The sequence below is a fragment of the Azospirillum oryzae genome (assembly GCF_900177515.1).
In the GTDB taxonomy this organism is placed as follows: Bacteria; Pseudomonadota; Alphaproteobacteria; order Azospirillales; family Azospirillaceae; genus Azospirillum; species Azospirillum oryzae_A.
Genome location: NZ_FXAK01000007.1, coordinates 348,282 through 365,867, shown reverse-complemented (window position 1 = coordinate 365,867; position 17,586 = coordinate 348,282). Strand labels below are relative to the sequence as shown.

Annotated in this window: 12 protein-coding genes; 6 read left to right on the top strand and 6 right to left on the bottom strand. The window is 66.4% G+C overall.

Annotation, left to right across the window (positions count from 1 at the left end; all coding sequences use genetic code 11):
- Window positions 1-12: 12 nt before the first annotated feature.
- Window positions 13-1,482, top strand: coding sequence for a glycogen synthase GlgA (gene glgA / locus B9N97_RS14170; RefSeq protein WP_085087529.1), 1,470 nt, complete (start codon window positions 13-15; stop codon window positions 1,480-1,482).
- Here glgA and B9N97_RS14165 read toward each other — a convergent pair.
- Entirely contained in the window at window positions 1,479-5,228 is a 3,750-nt protein-coding gene (locus tag B9N97_RS14165; protein WP_085087526.1) for a tetratricopeptide repeat protein, read from the bottom strand. The two genes, glgA and B9N97_RS14165, sit on opposite strands and share 4 nt — an antisense overlap.
- Window positions 5,229-5,608: 380 nt before the next feature.
- On the opposite strand from B9N97_RS14165, the gene lepA reads away from it, so the two are divergent.
- Window positions 5,609-7,411, top strand: coding sequence for a translation elongation factor 4 (lepA, locus tag B9N97_RS14160; RefSeq protein WP_085087523.1), 1,803 nt, complete (start codon window positions 5,609-5,611; stop codon window positions 7,409-7,411).
- Between the two features lie 35 nt (window positions 7,412-7,446).
- Here lepA and B9N97_RS14155 read toward each other — a convergent pair whose 3' ends face one another.
- A complete protein-coding gene (locus tag B9N97_RS14155) occupies window positions 7,447-9,978 on the bottom strand; it encodes a S8 family peptidase (protein WP_208621222.1) in 2,532 nt (843 codons plus the stop codon).
- Complete coding sequence (locus tag B9N97_RS14150; protein ID WP_085087520.1) at window positions 9,884-10,954, bottom strand: AAA family ATPase; 1,071 nt, start codon at window positions 10,952-10,954, stop codon at window positions 9,884-9,886. Before B9N97_RS14150 ends, B9N97_RS14155 begins: the two co-directional genes overlap by 95 nt.
- 252 nt (window positions 10,955-11,206) lie before the next feature.
- On the opposite strand from B9N97_RS14150, the gene B9N97_RS14145 reads away from it, so the two are divergent.
- Window positions 11,207-11,824: a hypothetical protein gene (locus B9N97_RS14145; protein WP_085087517.1), complete on the top strand. Its 618-nt coding sequence runs from the start codon at window positions 11,207-11,209 to the stop codon at window positions 11,822-11,824.
- Window positions 11,825-11,879: 55 nt separating this feature from the next.
- Here the strand turns inward: B9N97_RS14145 and B9N97_RS14140 are convergent, their stop codons facing one another.
- Together B9N97_RS14140 and B9N97_RS14135 are read right to left on the bottom strand one after the other, a co-directional pair.
- A complete protein-coding gene (locus B9N97_RS14140; RefSeq protein WP_085087515.1) occupies window positions 11,880-12,968 on the bottom strand; it encodes an asparaginase in 1,089 nt (362 codons plus the stop codon).
- Window positions 12,969-13,019: 51 nt separating this feature from the next.
- On the bottom strand, window positions 13,020-13,226 hold the full coding sequence (locus tag B9N97_RS14135) for a hypothetical protein (RefSeq protein WP_085087512.1): 207 nt from the start codon (window positions 13,224-13,226) through the stop codon (window positions 13,020-13,022).
- A 159-nt stretch (window positions 13,227-13,385) separates the two neighbouring features.
- Here B9N97_RS14135 and B9N97_RS14130 point away from each other — a divergent pair, with 159 nt between their 5' ends.
- From B9N97_RS14130 to B9N97_RS14120, 3 genes are all read left to right on the top strand, one after another.
- Window positions 13,386-14,330: a LysR substrate-binding domain-containing protein gene (locus B9N97_RS14130; RefSeq protein ID WP_085090573.1), complete on the top strand. Its 945-nt coding sequence runs from the start codon at window positions 13,386-13,388 to the stop codon at window positions 14,328-14,330.
- Complete coding sequence (locus B9N97_RS14125) at window positions 14,327-15,292, top strand: SH3 domain-containing protein (protein ID WP_085087509.1); 966 nt, start codon at window positions 14,327-14,329, stop codon at window positions 15,290-15,292. Before B9N97_RS14130 ends, B9N97_RS14125 begins: the two co-directional genes overlap by 4 nt.
- A gap of 62 nt (window positions 15,293-15,354) precedes the next feature.
- Window positions 15,355-17,103, top strand: a complete 1,749-nt coding sequence (locus B9N97_RS14120) for a DUF3369 domain-containing protein (protein WP_085087506.1) — start codon at window positions 15,355-15,357, stop codon at window positions 17,101-17,103.
- Between the two features lie 45 nt (window positions 17,104-17,148).
- Here the strand turns inward: B9N97_RS14120 and B9N97_RS14115 are convergent, their stop codons facing one another.
- Window positions 17,149-17,562, bottom strand: a complete 414-nt coding sequence (locus tag B9N97_RS14115) for a response regulator (RefSeq protein WP_085087504.1) — start codon at window positions 17,560-17,562, stop codon at window positions 17,149-17,151.
- Window positions 17,563-17,586: the final 24 nt, after the last annotated feature.

Here is a 17,586-nt window from a genome sequence, read left to right as displayed (position 1 = left end):
AGTGCCTTCCCGATGCGCGTCCTCTACGTCACGTCCGAATGCTACCCGATGGTCAAGACGGGGGGGCTGGCGGACGTGTCCGCCGCCCTGCCGCCGGCCCTGAACGCCGCCGGCGCCGATGTCCGCCTGCTGCTGCCGGGCTATCCCGCCGTCCTCAACAGCCTGCAGAACCTGCACGAGGTCGGCGACCTCATCACCGACCTGCCCGGCTGCGACCGCGCCCAGCTGTGCATCGGCCGCACCGCCGACGGCGTCCTCGCCTATGCGCTGAACGCGCCGTCGCTGTACGACCGTCCCGGCAACCCCTATCTCGGGCCGGACGGCAAGGATTGGGCCGACAACGCCCTCCGTTTCGCCGCGCTCGCCTGGGTCGCCGCCGGCTTCGCGGCGGAGGTTTCCTACGATCCCTGGTGGCGGCCCGACATCCTGCACGGCCATGACTGGCAGGCCGGTCTGATCCCCGCCTATCTGGCGCTGCGCCCCGACCGTTTCGCCGGCCCCTTCCGCCCGGGCACGGTGCTGACCATCCACAACATCGCCTATCAGGGCATCTTCGGCCCCTGGATGATGGGCGACATCGGCCTGCCCTCCTCCAGCTTCCGCATCGACGGCGTCGAGTATTACGGCAACATCAGTTTCCTGAAGGCGGGTTGCTTCTACGCCGACCGCCTGACCACGGTCAGCCCGACCTACGCCAACGAGATCCAGACGGCGGAGCACGGCACCGGCCTGCAGGGCCTGCTCGCCACCCGGTCCGACGTGCTGACCGGCATCCTGAACGGCGTCGATTACGCGGTGTGGGACCCGGCGACCGACCCGCACCTGCCCGCCCGCTACACCCCCGACGATCTGGGCGGCAAGGACGCCTGCAAGTCCGACCTGCAATCCGCCTTCGGCCTGGACCGCCGCCCCGACGCGCCCTTGGCGGCCGTGGTGAGCCGCCTGACCTGGCACAAGGGCCTGGACCTCGTGCTGGAGGCCGCCGGCCAATGGGTGTCCTGGGGCGGCCAACTGGTGGTTCTCGGCAGCGGCGACGCCTCCAGCGAGGCCGGTTTCCGCCAGCTCGCCCAGTGGCACCCGCAGTCGATCGGCGTCCGCGTCGGCTATGACGAGCCGCTGTCCCACCGCATCCAGGCCGGTTCCGACCTGTTCCTGGTCCCGTCCCGCTCGGAGCCCTGCGGTCTGACCCAGCTCTACGCCCTGAAATACGGCACCCTGCCGCTGGTCCGCCGCACCGGCGGTCTCGCCGACACGGTGATCGACGCCAACCCCGCTGCCAGTGCCGACGGCAGCGCCACCGGCTTCCAGTTCGTCAACGCTACGGGGCAGGAACTGGTCTGGGCGTTGCGCCGCGCGATGGGCGTCTACCGCAAGCCGGAGCGCTGGCACGCGATGCAGCGCCGCGCCATGACGCGGGACTTCGGCTGGCACGGGCCGGCGGAGGAGTATATGGAGCTGTATCGGGGGATTGGGGGGCGTTAGGGGGCGGGCGCCTCCGGGGACGGTGGCGGCAGGGAGGCGATGAATTCGCGGACGGCATTGGATGCGTCAGGCCAGCGGATTTGGGTGAAGAGGGCGAGTGACTGTTCGGCCAACTCACGAGCTTTCTCATATCCCCCTATTCTTGCTAACACCCGCGCCAAGTCGAGGCCGACTGCCGCTATTCCGTCCACTCGGCCGGTTTGCTTCAAGATACGGTATGCAATCGCCAGATCATCGAAGGCGGCATTAAACTCATCCCCTCCAATACTGGGTTTGCGTAAGTGCAGCATCGCCCTGGACCACCGGCAATTCGCCTGACCATCCAAATCTCCCAGCTTTTCGCAGATCGCCAGCAGTTCCTGGTAAAGAGCCAGCGCCTCGTCCACAAAGCCACGCCCGGCCTTCAGACGCGCGATGTCGCCCAACGTAACCGCTCGCTCCCGCACATCGCCAAGATCACTGAAGATCGCAAGCTGCTCCTCGTGCAGGGCCAGTGCCTCGTCCACCAAACCACGCCCGGCCTTCAGACGTGCAATGTCGCCCAGCGTGACCGCTCGCGACCGCACCTCGCCAAGATCGCCGAAGATCTCAAGCCTCTCCTCGTGCAGGGCCAGCGCCTCATCCACAAAGCCGCGCCCGGCCTTCAGACGCGCGATGTCGCCTAACGTAACTGCTCGCTCCCGCACATCGCCAAGATCACCGAAGATCGCAAGCCTTTCCTCGTGCAGGGCCAGCGCCTCGTCTACAAAGCCACGGTCTGCCTTCAGACACGCGATGTCGCCCAGCGTGACCGCTCTCGAACGCACCTCGCCAAGATCGCCGAAGATCGCAAGCCTTTCCTCGTGCAGGGCCAGCGCCTCGTCCACAAAGCCACGGTCGGCCTTCAAACGCGCAATGTCGCCTAGCAAGACCGCTCGCGACCGCACATCGCCAAGATCACCGAAGATCGCAAGCATCTCCTCGTGCAGGGCCAGGGCCTCGTCCACCAAGCCACGCCCGGCCTTCAGACGCGCGATGTCGCCCAGCGTAACCGCTCGCGACCGCACATCGCCAAGCTCCTGGTAAAGCTTTAGAGTGTCAGTGAAAATCTCCAACGCCTGATCCGGCTTGCCGTCCTGGACCAGCAGACGCGCATATTCGGTGCGGATGCTCCCCACATCCTTGGGATCGGCATCGGGAGCAGCCGCCAGCATATCCACCGCTTGACCCAGGCATTTCCGAGCGAACCTGACATCGCCTGTCAGTGCAGCAGCCTGTGCCGTACGGCGCAGCAATTGAAGCGGTGGTGAAAAACCGGAACTCTCGATCATGGCTACCGCGCGGCGGCCCAGTTCGACTGCCCGCCGGTATCGGTGCGTCCGAAGCAGATGATACACAGCGTCAAGCGCTGTCACCCGCAGCACCATCGCGTCTTCGGCGCGAACCGCCAATTCCGTCAGCATCACATCGGCCTCATAGGGCCGCTTCCGGTGATCGTCCTCTCCCCATTCGACGAATAGCGCCGGCAGCAGTGCCCGTGCAAAGTCGCTCGCGTCGGCCTCGCTCAACGCCCCCAGCGCCGCAATGCGGGGTGCCAGCAGATGGCAAGGGGCGGCGGCAGGCCGGTCCTGCTCCACCACATCGCTAAACAAGTCGAAAACCGACAGCGACAGCAGTCGGTCGAGCGCCGTATCCGACATCCCGATGTGACGGGCCAGGGCAGACAAGGCGGGCAGCGGCAACGGCAGTTCGAAAGTATCGGCGACACGCAGCAGCCGCTGGCCCTCCGCATCGACGCAATCCCACAGCGTGTCCAGCATCAGGTGGTCGAGTTGCGCCGCACTCTTCGCATCGTCCGGCCGTTCGATGCCCATCAGCCAGCTGTCGAGGGCAGCCACCGCCCGTTCCGCCTTGTCCGGTGCGCTCAGCGCCAGCGTGATCAGTAGCTCCTGAAGTCCGGGGTTGCCTCGCCCCGCCTCCAGGCACCGTTCCAACAAATCGTCGCCGACCTCCCCCGCCTTTTGGTCGCGCAGCCGGGTCAGCGCCTGTTTCAGACGGGTCCCGGCGTCGAAGGGATGCAGCGGAATATCGTCTAACGCCCCTTTCAGCCGATCCGCCAGAGCAAAACGATAACGGCAGGTCACCAGCAGTGCACTGCCGCCGGACGAATCGGCGAAGGCGCGCAGCAGTTCCTGGAGCACCGGCAGCACCTCCACCTTCACCGTCGGCCGTCCGGTGGCGGACAGGTCCAGGCATTGTTCGAAATCGTCCAGCACCAGCAGGACCGGTCGATCCCGCAATGAATCGTCCAGCACGCGGCGCATGGCGGCATAGATCTGGTCCGGCCGGCCACGCAAAGCCGCCGGGTCCAAAGCCAGCCTGTCGTCGAAGCCGGGACGGGCGACGGCCAGCGCCGAAAGAACCGAATCGATGTCGCAGGCACCATAGACCACCGCCGGCTCATGTTCCGTCATCCGGTCGGCGATACGAGCGGCAAGGCTGGATTTTCCTAGATGCCCGGCGCCATGCAGCAGCAGCCCGGCGCAGCCCGCCGGCCGGTCGCGCAGGACACGCAGGGCGCGCTGCAACTCCCGCCGCCGGCCAACGAAGCCGGTGCGCCCGACCACCGATACCTGCCGATTGCCGCCGAGGAACCGGCTTTCCACCTGCTTGAACTCGCGCTGCCGCTGCCTTGCCTTCGGTTGGCACAGCGCCCCGCCTCCATCCCCGCACAGGAACAGGCGGGCGAGATGCCAGTGGGGCAGGCGCTCCTGTCCGTCTGGCGGTGCCAGCAGAGCGCGGCGGGCGACGGCAACCGCCGATTCCAGCGTTTCGCCACGGGCGATCCGGTTGTAGAGCGCCGATGCGAAGGCGCTGGCATTGCTGTCATAGACCGATCCGGCCCAGCCGATGGCCGCTGGCTGTCCAGCCGCCATCATCGGCAGGATGAAGGGATCGACACCGCCGGCCTGTGCTGCGGTTTCACAGGCGGACAGGAACAGCAGGCGCGGACGGCGGTCATAGCCCAGCGCATCCAGAAGCGCTGTCGGCGCGACCTCCGCGCAGTGGCCCAACTCGTTCTCAAGCGCCAGCATCGGCGGGCGGCCGTCCCGTCCGGCAAGGCCATGGCAGGACAGGTGCAGCACCTCGACCGGCCATTCCAGGCTCAGGCGCTCGCACAGATCGTCCAGCGTTCCGCCATCCTCGACCACCAGATCCAGCGGCAAGCGTCCGGCGCTGTTCAGGATCGCCGCCTCTTCCGCCTCCACCCAAAGCTCGCTTTCCCCCTCCGGCGATGCCGACAGGAACAGGATGGTCAGGGCGTGATCGTCGGAGGGCGGACGAGGAGCCTGTGCAACCCCGACGCGGCGGATCGGACAGAAGCCAAGCGTCGGGTCGGCGGCCAGGAAACCTTTGGCGGTCGCCAAGATTTCCCAGGGCAGGGACAGAAAGTCGGACGCGCCGTCCTGCTCCAGGCTCTCGGCAACGAATTCAACTTCCAGCGGTCTCGCCGCAATGGAGTGCAGCAGGCTGGACAGCCAGCGCTCCGGCCCGTCCAACCAGTCGGCGATCTCCCGCCCCAGCGCCAGCAGCTCGGCCTCGCCGTGGTCCTTCGCCGCGTCCTTTTCCAGGATATCGGAATAGCGGGTCAGCCAATCGCCGATCCGCGACCGGTCCCCGGCGACCAAAGACCGTGGCGCCGTGCGGCGCCCGTTCGCCTCTTCATGGACGATGGCATCGGGATAGTGGAGGAAACGAACGCGCATCGCCGAACCTTTGTCTTTTTTTCGTGCCCCCCTACTGTCTCATTTCTACCATTTGGAGATCAAGATGGGCATTTTGCCACGTCCGGCCTATAGTTCCCGGAGGGCGACCGTCCATCCCCCAAAGCGCCCCATGCCATAGGATGGAACAGTGAACACACCCGCGAAAACCGTTCCAAACTGTTCCAAACGTTCCACCCACCGCCTACCGCCAGGGCGAACCGCACCGGATGGAACACTGAACACCCCCGGAAAAACGTTCCACGCTGTTCCAACCACCCCACCGCCCGGCCCGCTACGCTCCCCCGCCCCACCACACCATCATTGCGCCCATCCCCCGTCCGCCCTATGTTCCCGGCAAACTCTCGCTTGTTTGGGCCCCGATGACTGACCTCTCGCATATCCGCAATTTCTCGATCATCGCCCACATCGATCATGGCAAGTCGACCCTTGCCGACCGGTTGATCCAGCAGTGCGGCGGCCTCGACGCGCGCGAGATGCGCGAACAGGTGCTCGACAGCATGGACATCGAGCGCGAGCGCGGCATCACCATCAAGGCCCAGACCGTCCGCCTGCTCTACAAGGCCGAGGACGGCAAGCAGTACACGCTGAACCTGATGGACACCCCCGGCCACGTCGACTTCGCCTATGAGGTCAGCCGGTCCTTGGCCGCCTGCGAGGGCTCGATCCTGGTGGTCGACGCCTCCCAGGGCGTCGAGGCGCAGACGCTCGCCAACGTCTATCAGGCGATCGACAACAATCACGAGATCATCCCGGTCCTCAACAAGATCGACCTGCCCGCCGCCGAGCCGGAGCGGATCAAGCAGCAGATCGAGGACGTGATCGGCCTCGACGCCTCCGACGCGGTGGAGATCTCGGCCAAGTCCGGCCTCAACATCGGTGCCGTGCTGGAGGCGGTGGTCAAGCGCCTGCCGCCGCCCAAGGGCGATGCCGACGCTCCGCTGAAGGCCCTGCTGGTCGACAGCTGGTACGACCCCTATCTCGGCGTCGTCATTCTGGTGCGCATCGTCGACGGCGTGCTGAAGGTCGGGCAGAAGGTGCGCTTCATGGCCGCCGGCTCCGCCCACGACGTGGACCGCGTCGGCGTGTTCACGCCGAAGGCGCTGCTGACCGGCGAGCTGCGGCCGGGCGAGATGGGCTTCATCACCGCCGCGATCAAGGACATCACCCAGACCAAGGTCGGCGACACCATCACCGACGAGCGCAAGCCGGCGGCCGAAGCGCTGGCCGGCTTCAAGCCGTCCATCCCAGTGGTGTGGTGCGGCCTGTTCCCGGTCGACGCCGCCGATTTCGAGCGGCTGCGCGATTCCTTGGGCAAGCTGAAGCTGAACGACGCCAGCTTCCATTACGAGGCGGAGACGTCGGCGGCGCTGGGCTTCGGCTTCCGCTGCGGCTTCCTCGGCCTGCTGCATCTGGAGATCATCCAGGAGCGGCTGGAGCGCGAGTTCAACCTCGACCTGATCACCACCGCCCCTTCGGTGGTCTACAAGCTGACGATGACCGACGGGACGGTGCGGGACCTGCACAACCCGGCCGACATGCCCGACGTGATGCGGATCGACCACATCGACGAGCCGTGGATCAAGGCCACCATCATGCTGCCCGACGAGTATCTCGGCGGCGTCCTCCAGCTCTGCACCGAACGGCGCGGCCAGCAGATCGAGCTGACCTATGCCGGCGCCCGCGCCATGCTGGTCTACCGCCTGCCGCTGAACGAGGTGGTGTTCGACTTCTACGACCGGCTGAAGTCGATCAGCCGCGGCTATGCCAGCTTCGACTACCAGATGGACAGCTACGAGGAAGGCGACCTCGTCAAGCTGTCGATCCTGGTGAATGCCGAGCCGGTCGACGCCCTGTCGATGATCGTCCACCGCAGCCAGTCCGAACGCCGCGGCCGTCAGCTCTGCGAACGCCTGAAGGAGCTGATCCCGCGCCAGCTCTTCAAGATCGCTGTCCAGGCCGCCATCGGCGGCAAGATCATCGCCCGCGAGAGCATCAGCGCCATGCGCAAGGACGTGACCGCCAAGTGCTATGGCGGCGACATCAGCCGCAAGCGCAAGCTGCTGGACAAGCAGAAGGAAGGCAAGAAGCGCATGCGCCAGTTCGGCCAGGTCGAAATCCCGCAAAGCGCCTTCATCGCCGCGCTCAAGATGGGCGACGAGTAAGGATACGGAAAGGCGGGCTTCGGCCCGCCTTTTGTTTATCGGATCCGCTGCCTCGGGGTGAGCCGTTGACGGACTTGGCTATACACCTCGTTCACGCCGGGCATCGACAGAGTGACTGCCAAGCCATAGGGAACCGGATCGTCAATTGGGGTTCCCTGGTCGAGTTCCCGTTGAACGACCAAGCGGATGGTCATGTTTTCGGTAACCGCCGGAGCGCGGTTGCCCTCCCATCGGCGCGACAGAACCGTACCCCGCCGCACCTGGTTGCTGTCCGGTTGGCCCTGCGCCGGCTTCATTGCCAGTGTCGCCAGATGGTCAGGGTCAAGGAGGTTCAGCCGCACTGACCGATAGCTGCGCCGGCCCGGCTGAACCGGAGTGAACCACGCCAGAGTTGCCCACAGGCCATGCGGGCGGGCTTGGCCGCCGATGCAGGTCGGAATGGGGACCTCCACGACCGCAGACTGTTCACTTGGCAACATCCCGACTGCCCAGAAAGTGGCGCGATCGGCTGCGCAAGCAACCGCATCATCGGCATCCAGAACGCCATAACCAAGGAAGCGCCGAATGTTGTCCTTCTGCCGCACATGCTGTTTCGGATCTCTCGGCCCCAAGGTTTCCCGAATAAGCAACGCGGTGTTTTCCGGCCAGCGGGCGGGATGCACCATCAGCGCCTTCAGCAGCACAGCGCGTCGGTGCCGCGGCAAAGTCGTGAATGATTCGCCATAGGCATCCTCCAAAGCATCATGGATGCGGTGACACGTCCGGGAGGCGAGCGCCGTTGCCGCGCTGGTGCCGTTGGTGTAACGCTCGGTGCCTTCATTGCCATCGACTGGTGGGGCTGCAACCTTCAGCCCGAACGCTCTCGCAACGCCTGCCGGCGCAACGGACATACTCCCGCCACTTGCCCGGATCCGCAGATGTTCACGCGATCCAGGCATCAGAAAATCAGGCTTGATCGACCGGGCGAAGCCTGGACCGACCCGGCTGGACGGATTGGACATCCGATGTTCGGGGTAGGGTTCGACGTTGATCGCGACCGTACGCCGCTCGCGTGCGGGTACCGCATCGACATTTGCCGCTCCAACCGTCAGCCCGTTGAGGGTTTCCGCGGGCGAAATCAAGCGCCGCTCCGCGATTTCCTCGTTCAACGCGGACAACACGCCACGAGCGCGCACGGTCCCATCCGCTCCTTCAAACTCCATGGAACTGGCAAAGGCCGGCACAGTGAACGCATCCGTGGCGTTCCCTGCACTTACCAGAAACAGCACGCCAAATCGCCACGACAAACGGTCCAAAAGGCGACCCCATGGCGACATCTGGCCGTGGAATGGGCGTTTCCTGTTCCCCAAGGACATGTTCACGATGAGAACGCTTGGCACAATGGCTTCAGGGCCATGGAGTGCGTACAATGCCCGATATATCACATCGATGATCAAGCGATCCTGGGGCAACCCCTCGTCCCTTCCATCCCACCCCATCACGGGAAGGGCCAGGATGCGGCGTGGCAGCGGCGCTTCCTGGCGGTTCCGGTCACCATGGACGATCAGCGACGCCATGGCCGTTCCGTGCACACGGTTGGCAACCGGCGTGTCCGGTTCCAATTCGAACAGGTCCAGCACGTCTAGGCGGTCGGCGAGCAGAGGATGGCGTGCGATGGGAACACCATCGAGCAGCGCAAGAATCGGTGGCTTTTGCGGTGCCGGAGCTGGGCGCAGTGGTTCGGTTACCGGATCGGCGACCTCGATGGACGGCGCCAAGCTCTGCGGCCGGATGTGCCACACTGCATCAAGGCCGAGGATCGATTCCCGTGACCGCTCAACAATGGACCGGACGACCACAACCGGAACGGACACCAGCAGGGCATGATAGGCAATGTCTTCAATGTAAGTTCGATGGACAATTCGACCGGCGTTAGCAAAGATATTACTGAGAATGGCTTCCAAAACCGCGCCTTCATACCTGCCGGCACGCTCGGGATTCGTTGAAAACACCACCTCAATTTCCAGCAAGATCAGGTCGCTATCCGGACGCCCTTCAATCTCTTCCTCAAGGAACGTCTGCTCCTCCTCGCTCAAGCGGTCGTCTGGCCCCCATGTCCGCAGATCGCGCAACAAACCGAACACTTTAGCCCAAGGTTTCGAAGCATCCAGACGACCTGCGCTCCATCGCTTCCACAAGGACAGGATCTGTTCCATCGCCTGCGCATCAGGAACCAGCAGGTACGCGACCGGAGCACTATCCTCTTCGTCGCCTTCGAGTTCCTCCTCATCGATGAAGTCCAGTCCGGCGACCTCATTGACCGCTTTGACGAAGTCTTGGATCGAGCCGCGAACCTCGAACACCAGCAACCGCTCCGGTGCCAGCGCGGTCGGATCGGACATCAGTTCCAACGCGCCCGGACGGGCCATGACCTCCGCCAAACGCGCGAACTTCCGTCCAAGCTTCCGAAGTTGGTCGGCACGCGGAAACGCCTCAGGAGGTGGTAGAAATATCTTCCGTGCTTTTTGGCGGTCGCCGTTTGCTTTGGGGGTCAGGCGCAGCAGTGGCTTGGTCGGATCGCTCGGCATCGCTCTCGGTCGGCTTGATACGCGACACCCAAAGGTCGGATTCCACCTTCACGGCGTCATCGATCTTAATTTCTCCTAAACCGAGTATATAGCGGCGCCTGACGTTTTGACAGTATTCACGCGCTTCGGCGAAGCTGATCTTTCCAAGTGTACGAACGATCCCTTTTGCACCCACCTTCGGCTTCTCAGGCCACTGATCGATCAACCGCTCCACATAAGCTGTCAACATGCTCTGGTCTGGTGCAGGAAATCCTAACCGCAGTTGGAATCGCCGCCATACGGCCCGATCCAGCAGTTCCGCATGGTTGGTCGCAGCCACGACGATGACGTAGCTCGGCAGTTGGTCCAGTTGCATCAGCAGGAAGGAGACGACGCGCTTGATCTCACCGGTCTCGTGGGTATCTCCGCGTTCTTTACCGATGGCGTCGAACTCATCGAAGAACAGCACGCAAGGCTGGGTACGGATGTAATCGAAAAGCTTGCGCAGCCTAGTGTTGGTTTCTCCCAGATAACTGCCGATCAACGAGTCGTAACGCACCACAAAGAAGGGCATTCCCAGCGACTCGGCAATCGCTTCGGCGAATGACGTCTTGCCGTTTCCAGGCGGGCCGGAGAGGAGAACCCGGTGACGGGGTTCCAGACCATGGGCACGCAGTACGCCAGCGCGGAAATGTTCTTCGATCAGTTGGTCCGCATTTCGGCGAACAGGAAGAGGAAGGATCAGCTCGTCGAGCCGGATGGTCGGCGTGACCTCAAGAATGGCATCCCGCCCTCCACTCGTCGGTATGGACGACGACGTCAAAGGCGGTGGCGTGACGGCAACCGTGCTCAGCGCGCGTTGAAGACGGTCGGCCAAAATATGATGGCTTTTGGCGCGCTCGTCGGCAACGATCGCCTCGACCGTCGACTTCAATGTTTCCCGCTCACCGGCTATGCCGGCGCGGACAAGGGATACAAGCAGGTCACTTCGAGCCATTGAGACACGCCACGCGAAGAACGATAAGTTGGATACACGCCGAGGGCCACTTTAGCAGGAATGAGATAGGGCGTCTCTCTAACCGCACCATTGGGCGCTGCGGGTGTAGCTCTTCGGAAAGCCGGTCGAGCGAAAGCCGGCAAATTCACCACAAGCATACGCAACAAACGCGCCGCTGACGTGTCATCTCCTGCGAAGAGGGTATCGCCTGCTGCGGCCCCTCTGAATTCGGTTCAATTCCGGGAGGATGACATGCGCAAGTTTCTCGCCGCCGCGGTTCCGGCCCTGATGCTGATGGCCGCCGCCGCGCCGGGCCATGCCCAGAGCGGGTCCCAGGGCAGCTACAACCGGTCGGGCGCTGCGGACGGCACCATGGACAGCGGCGCCCGTGACGTCCAGGCCAGCCGCGCCATGATCGGCAAGCGGGTGGTCCACCGCCATGGCGGGCCGGTCGCCGGCACCATCCAGAATGTCACCACCGATGCCCAGGGCCAGACGATGGTGGAGCTGAAGCTCGCCAAGTCCGACCAGACCATCATGCTGCCGCCGGCCTCCTTCGAACGGCGCGGCAACCAGGTCATCGTCATGCAGGATGCCCGCGAACTGCAGCAACTCGCCCAGTACAGCAGCCAGTCCAACACCGGCTACGGCAGCTCGACCGGCGGAACCATGGGCGGCCAGATGGGCGGCTCCATGGGCAATATGGGCTCCGGCGCCATGAACCGTGGGACCATGGACAGCGATTCGATGAACCGGGGCTCCATGAACCAGGGTTCGATGAATCAGGGTTCGATGAATCAGGGCACCATGGGCAACGGCACGATGAACCGCGGCACCATGTCGCCGAACCGGCCCGGCATGGGCCAGTAACCGTCTGCCGGAGGCGGAGGGTCCAACCGACGCCCCCGCCTCCGGACAGCCACTCTCAATCCCCGATCACCGTCAGCTCGCCGGCCTGCGGCACCGGCATCGCCGCCTTGACCGCCGCGGCGTCAAGCCCGCCGGCCAGCAGGCAGACCAGCTTGGCGTAGCTCGCTTCCGGCGTCATGTCATAGGCGCCGACCGCCCCGACGGCGCCCAGCCCGGTGGCATAGGCGCCGGGCAGCACCGCGCCGCGCTGCACCTGGGTGTTGTCCATCAGCACGACCCCGGCCTTCACCGCCGCCGACAGCGTGTCGAGGAATTCCGGATCGGTCGGGCCGTTGCCCTCGCCGAAGGCCAGCAGCACCGCCCCCTTCGCCGCCGGGCTGGTGCCGGTCAGCATCGCCGACACCGTGCTGGCGCGGATGCCGGGATAGAGCCACAGCATGACGACGGAAAATCCCGCCAGCGCCGCCGGCAGGGCATCCAGCGCCGCCAGCCGCCTGGACCGGTTGTCCGGCTCGGCCAGCGAAACCGCGGCATCCGGCATCGGCAGCCAATAGGGCTCGTTGCGGGCGACCACGCTGCCGACGGTGGCGAGCGGCGGGAAGTTCGGCGAATCGAAACCGGCGAAGCGGTTGGCGTCGACCTTCGACGACCGGTTGCCGCGCAGCAGCCTGGTGTCGAAATAGACGCAGACCTCCGGCACCGGCAGGGTCCCCGCCGCCACGATGGCGCCGACCAGATTGGCCGGCGCGTCGCTCAGCGTGAAGGACAGCGGCACCTGCGACCCGCTGAACACCACCGGCTTCGACAGGCCGGGCAGCAGGAAGGACAAAGCCGACGCGCTATAGGCCATGCTGTCCGTCCCGTGCAGCACGACGAAACCGTCATACTGGTCATAGACCGACAGCAGCCGCCGGGCGATGGCGACCCAGTCCGCCGGCGTCATGTTGGAGCTGTCGAGCGTGCGGTCGAACCAGTCCATGGTCCAGCTCAGGTCCTGGTAATCCCGCACCCGATGATCCGACAGGCCGGGCACCGCCAGCACCAGCGTCTCGAACTCCGCCCCCGGCACCGGGGCCAGCGCCCCGTCGGGATTGGTCACGCACCCGATGGTGCCCCCGGTATACAGCACATAGACCCGCGGCATCGCCCGTTCCTCCCGGCTTTCTTGTCGGCGGCAGGATAGGCCGCGCCCCGCCTATTTCTCAAGCCACAGCCGGTCCCGCACCGACGCCGGCGCAGGCTCCGCCGCCAGGGGACGGCCAAAGCCCCCAACGGCGGCCGGCACCGGATTGTAGGCGAGGCGGAAGCGCCGCGGCTCCGGCACCGCCGGCGCAGGCATGACGGGCAACTCCATCCGGGCGGCTCCCAGAACCGCACCGGTCCAGGCGGCGAACAGCGACATGATCGGACACTCCAAAGGGTTCGGAGACCGACAATGGGGTGCCCGCCATTCCCTTGGAAACGAATAGGCATTATGCCGTCATCACGATTCGTAATGACCGCACCGTTGCGGAGGACCGGCCGCTCTGTTTGAATGGGCGGCAACTTCCGGTTCCCCGCCATGCCCGCCAATCTCGACACCGACCTGCTGCGCGCCTTCGTCGCCGTCGCCGACAGCGCCAGCTTCACCCGTGCCGGCGAAAGGCTGGGCCGCACCCAGGCGGCGGTCAGCCAGCAGGTGCGCCGGCTGGAGGACACGGTGGGCAAGCGCGTGTTCGAACGCGACACCCACGGCGTGCGCATGACCCGCGACGGCGAGGTGCTGCTGGCCTATGCCCGCCGCATGCTGACCCTGAACGACGAGGTGCTGGCGCTGATGCACCGCAGCCCGACGGTGGCCAGCGTCCGCATCGGCACGCCCGACGATTACGCCACCATGCTGCTGCCGGAAATCCTGGCCCGCTTCAACGCCGCCTATCCCGAGGTGATGGTCGAGGTCATCTGCGACAACAGCCCCGATCTGGTGGCGGAGATCGATAAGGGCCGCTACGACCTCGCCCTCGTCACCCGCCATGCCGGCGAGGCCGGCGGCGAGCTGGTGCGGCGGGAGCCGGTGGCCTGGGTCGCCCCGCCGCTCGACCCTGTTCCGCCGGCGGGGCCCCCTCCGGGACATCGCCCGGTGGAAAGCCTCGATCCTCTGCCGCTGGCCCTGTTCCCCAAGGGCTGCGTCGTGCGCGACCTCGCCGTCGCCGCGCTCGACGGCATCGGCCGCGATTGGCGCGTCGCCTTCACCAGCAAGAGCGTCGTCGCCGTCCATGGCGCGGTGATGGGCGGGCTGGGGGTGACGGCGATGGAGGCCTGCACCGTCCCGCCCAGCCTGCGCCGCATCGGCGCGGCGGAGGGGTTTCCCGACCTGCCGGACGTCGACATCGCCCTGCACCGCGCCCGCGGCACGGCGCCCAAGCCGGTGCGGCTGCTGGCCGACGCCATCCACGACCTCGTCGGCCGTCAGTTGCTGGGTCGTCGGAAGCCGGACCCGGTGTCCGCGAAGGAAGCCGCCCAATGACCGCCGCGTCCCCACTCCGCCCGCTGCTTCCGGTGCTCGCCGTCCTCCTCGCCTGTGCCGGGATCGGGGCGGCCCCTTCTCCGGCGCGGGCGCAGAGCCCGGTCGCTATCGGCGCTCCCCTGACCGGAGAGGTGGTGCTGAACCGCGACATCGAGGTGCGGATCGGCCCCAGCGAGGACGCGCGCATCGTCATGACTCTGAAGAAGGGCAAGGCGCTGAACGCGCTGGGCACCCCGCGCGGCACCTATTGGACGGAGGTCGCCATCGGCGGCCAGCCCATCGGCTATGTCCCCGCCGATTCGCTGGACCCGGCGCTGATGGTCACCGGCCGCCCGGCCATCGGCGGTGAAGGGCCACCGGCGCACAAGCCCGGCACCAAGCCCGAATCGGCCAAACCGCCGGCGGACGCTCCCCCGCCCCACCGCAGCGCCGCCGTCGTGCCGCGAGCGGCGTGGGACAAGGCGGCGCAGACCCCGGCGGAGGGCTATGTCGTCGCCGCCGGCCCGATCTCCGCCACCGAGATCCTGAGCAACCGCAAGCGGCGTCCTTTCACCCTGCGCCAGGGCGACGTGGTGGCGCTGATCGGCGCCGCGAACGGCGAGGCGACGCTGGCCCTGCCCGCCGGCACCCGCGCGCTGGCGCCGGTGCAGGGGCTGGTCGGGGTGGTGGCGCCCTATCCGCTGCCGGGCATGCCGCCGGTGGAGCCGGGCATGCTCTACGGCATCAAGCTCGGCGAATATGTCAGCTATTCCGAAGGCCTGCGCGCCTGGAGGGAGTTCACCGCCGGGCCGGGCAGCGCCTATCGCGACCTGCCGCCGATGGTCTGGCCGGTGTTCCGCAAGGGCCGCCTACTGTACGAGGTCGGGGTGGCTCCCTTCACCCGGCTGCAGGTCGACACCGCCTGCGGCACGTTGGCGCAACGCGGACTCGATTGTACGGTGATCGAGCTGGATACATTCTGATAGCCTTGCACCCTACGGGCCGGCCGCGCCCTTCCTCATGACCCTTTCACGATCGAAGAGCCATGACCGACGCCGACCCGACCGGACCAGAGGACCACGCCCGCACCGATCCGGCACCGGAAAGCGGTGACGAGGATCTGGTGTTCCTCGACGACAGCGCTCCGGACGGGGCCGCCCCGGACGGGGAACAGGGTGCGGAGGAGCCGCCCGGCAGCCGCTGGACCATGCTGATCGTCGACGACGAGCCGGAGGTCCATGCGATCACCAAGCTCGTCCTGTCCGATTTCGCCTACAAGGGCCGCAAGGCGCGCTTCCTCTCCGCCCATTCGGCGGCGGAGGCGCGGCGCATCCTGGCGCGGGAAAGCGACATCGCCCTCATCCTGCTGGACGTGGTGATGGAGACGGAGGATGCCGGCCTGCGGCTGGTCCACCACATCCGCGAGGAGCTGCGCAACCGCAACGTCCGCATCATCCTGCGCACCGGCCAGCCGGGGCAGGCGCCGGAACGGGCGGTGATCCTCGATTACGACATCAACGACTACAAGGCGAAGACCCAGCTGACCGCCCAGCAGCTGTTCACCACCACGGTCGCGGCCCTGCGCTCCTACGAGGACATCGTCACCATCGACGCCAACCGCCGCGGGCTGGAGAAGATCATCGAGGCGTCGTCGTCGCTGTTCCGCGCCCGCTCGATGAAGCTGTTCGCGGCGGGCGTTCTGACCCAGTTGTCGGGCCTGCTGGGGGTGGGGCCGGACGCCATCCTCTGCATGCAGCGCGGCGGCGCCGGCGCGGCCGGCTGCACGCCGTCGGGAGGCGCCCCGTCGGGAGGCGGAAACGGTCTCTATGTGCTGGCGGGATCGGGGCGGTTCGAGGCGCTCATCAACGAGCCCGCCGCCGGCCATGTCGACCCGGCGGTGCTGGATGCGGTGACCGCCTGCCTGGAAAAACAGGCGCATGCCTATGCCGGCGACCATTGCACGCTCTACATCCGCACGCCGAACGACCGCGAGACGGTGGTCTATCTGCGCTCCAACCGGCCGCTGTCGGAACTCGACCGCAAGCTGATCGAGGTGTTCTGCGGCAAGATCTCCGTCGGTTTCGACAACCTGCACCATTACGAACAGCTCTACCGCGCCCAGCAGGGCACGCTGGCCGCCCTGGCCGATCTGACCGAACGCGGCCGCGGTGCGCTGGGCACGGACGGCCCGGCAGCGGAAAGGACGGCGGAAGGGGAGCGCTTCAGCCGCTCGCTGCGCATCGCCGCGATCACCGAACGGATTGCCCGGCGCCTGCATGCCGACGGCCTGTTCCCCGAGTCGCTGGACGAATCGACGCTGGAGACCATCGGGCTTGCCGCCATCCTGCACGACATCGGCAACGCCGCGGTCGATCCGGAGATCCTGGCGAAGCCCGGCCCGCTCGACCCGGCGGAACGCAGCGCCATGCAGACCCACACGCTGGCCGGCGCCGCCCTGCTGCACCAGGCCAGCCATCTGGCCGACGGCCCGACCCATCTGCATCTGGGGGCGGCGGTGGCCCGCTGGCATCACGAGAATTGGGATGGCACCGGCTATCCCGACGGCCGCACCGGGGCGGCGATCCCGCTGTGTGCCCGCATCGTCGCCGTCGCCGACGCCTATGACGCGATGACGCGCGACCGGCCCTATCGTCCGGCCCTGGACCGCGCTCATGCCGTGGAGGAAATCCGCCGGCTGGCCGGCCTGCGCTTCGATCCGGCGGTGGTCGATGCCTTTCTCGCCGTACTGCCGGAGATCGACCGGTCCGACGCCGGGACAGGCCCGGCGGCCTGACGGGCGGCCTGACGGGCGGGTTGCTGCAACCCTAGCTCCGCCGCCCTACCGGCTGCAAAGCGCCTCGACCGCTTCGCGCAGCGGCCCGACCTGCACCGGCTTCAGCAGCAGCTGGCAGCCCAGAAGCTCGGCCTCGTCGCGCCGTTCGGGCGTGCTGTCGCCGGTCAGGATGATCGCCGGGATCTGCTGCCCGGTTTCGGCACGGACGCGCTCCACCACCTCCCGCCCGGTGCGGCCGGCCGGCAGGTAATGGTCGGCGATGATCAGGTTCGGCGTCCGGTCCAGACCGCCGAGCTGAGCCTCCAGCGCGGCGGCGCTCAGCGCCTTCACCACCTCGTACCCCCAGCCGTCCAACAGGATCGCCAGCCCCTCGACAATCGAGCGGTCGTCGTCGACCACCAGGATCAGCGGCCTGACGGACTCCGGTTTGGTTGCCTGACTGTCTGTAGGGTCAGCCATTGATTTCTCCCGCTCCGTCTCTTG

What these genes read in the sequence shown, in the direction of transcription:
- B9N97_RS14145 (WP_085087517.1), top strand. Translation starts at nt 11,207, where the DNA reads ATGCGCAAGTTTCTCGCCGCCGCGGTTCCGGCCCTGATGCTGATGGCC.
- B9N97_RS14125 (WP_085087509.1), top strand. Translation starts at nt 14,327, where the DNA reads ATGACCGCCGCGTCCCCACTCCGCCCGCTGCTTCCGGTGCTCGCCGTC.
- B9N97_RS14150 (WP_085087520.1), bottom strand. Translation starts at nt 10,954, where the DNA reads ATGGCTCGAAGTGACCTGCTTGTATCCCTTGTCCGCGCCGGCATAGCC.
- B9N97_RS14165 (WP_085087526.1), bottom strand. Translation starts at nt 5,228, where the DNA reads ATGCGCGTTCGTTTCCTCCACTATCCCGATGCCATCGTCCATGAAGAG.
- B9N97_RS14140 (WP_085087515.1), bottom strand. Translation starts at nt 12,968, where the DNA reads ATGCCGCGGGTCTATGTGCTGTATACCGGGGGCACCATCGGGTGCGTG.
- B9N97_RS14120 (WP_085087506.1), top strand. Translation starts at nt 15,355, where the DNA reads ATGACCGACGCCGACCCGACCGGACCAGAGGACCACGCCCGCACCGAT.
- glgA (WP_085087529.1), top strand. Translation starts at nt 13, where the DNA reads ATGCGCGTCCTCTACGTCACGTCCGAATGCTACCCGATGGTCAAGACG.
- B9N97_RS14130 (WP_085090573.1), top strand. Translation starts at nt 13,386, where the DNA reads ATGCCCGCCAATCTCGACACCGACCTGCTGCGCGCCTTCGTCGCCGTC.
- B9N97_RS14135 (WP_085087512.1), bottom strand. Translation starts at nt 13,226, where the DNA reads ATGTCGCTGTTCGCCGCCTGGACCGGTGCGGTTCTGGGAGCCGCCCGG.
- B9N97_RS14115 (WP_085087504.1), bottom strand. Translation starts at nt 17,562, where the DNA reads ATGGCTGACCCTACAGACAGTCAGGCAACCAAACCGGAGTCCGTCAGG.
- B9N97_RS14155 (WP_208621222.1), bottom strand. Translation starts at nt 9,978, where the DNA reads ATGCCGAGCGATCCGACCAAGCCACTGCTGCGCCTGACCCCCAAAGCA.
- lepA (WP_085087523.1), top strand. Translation starts at nt 5,609, where the DNA reads ATGACTGACCTCTCGCATATCCGCAATTTCTCGATCATCGCCCACATC.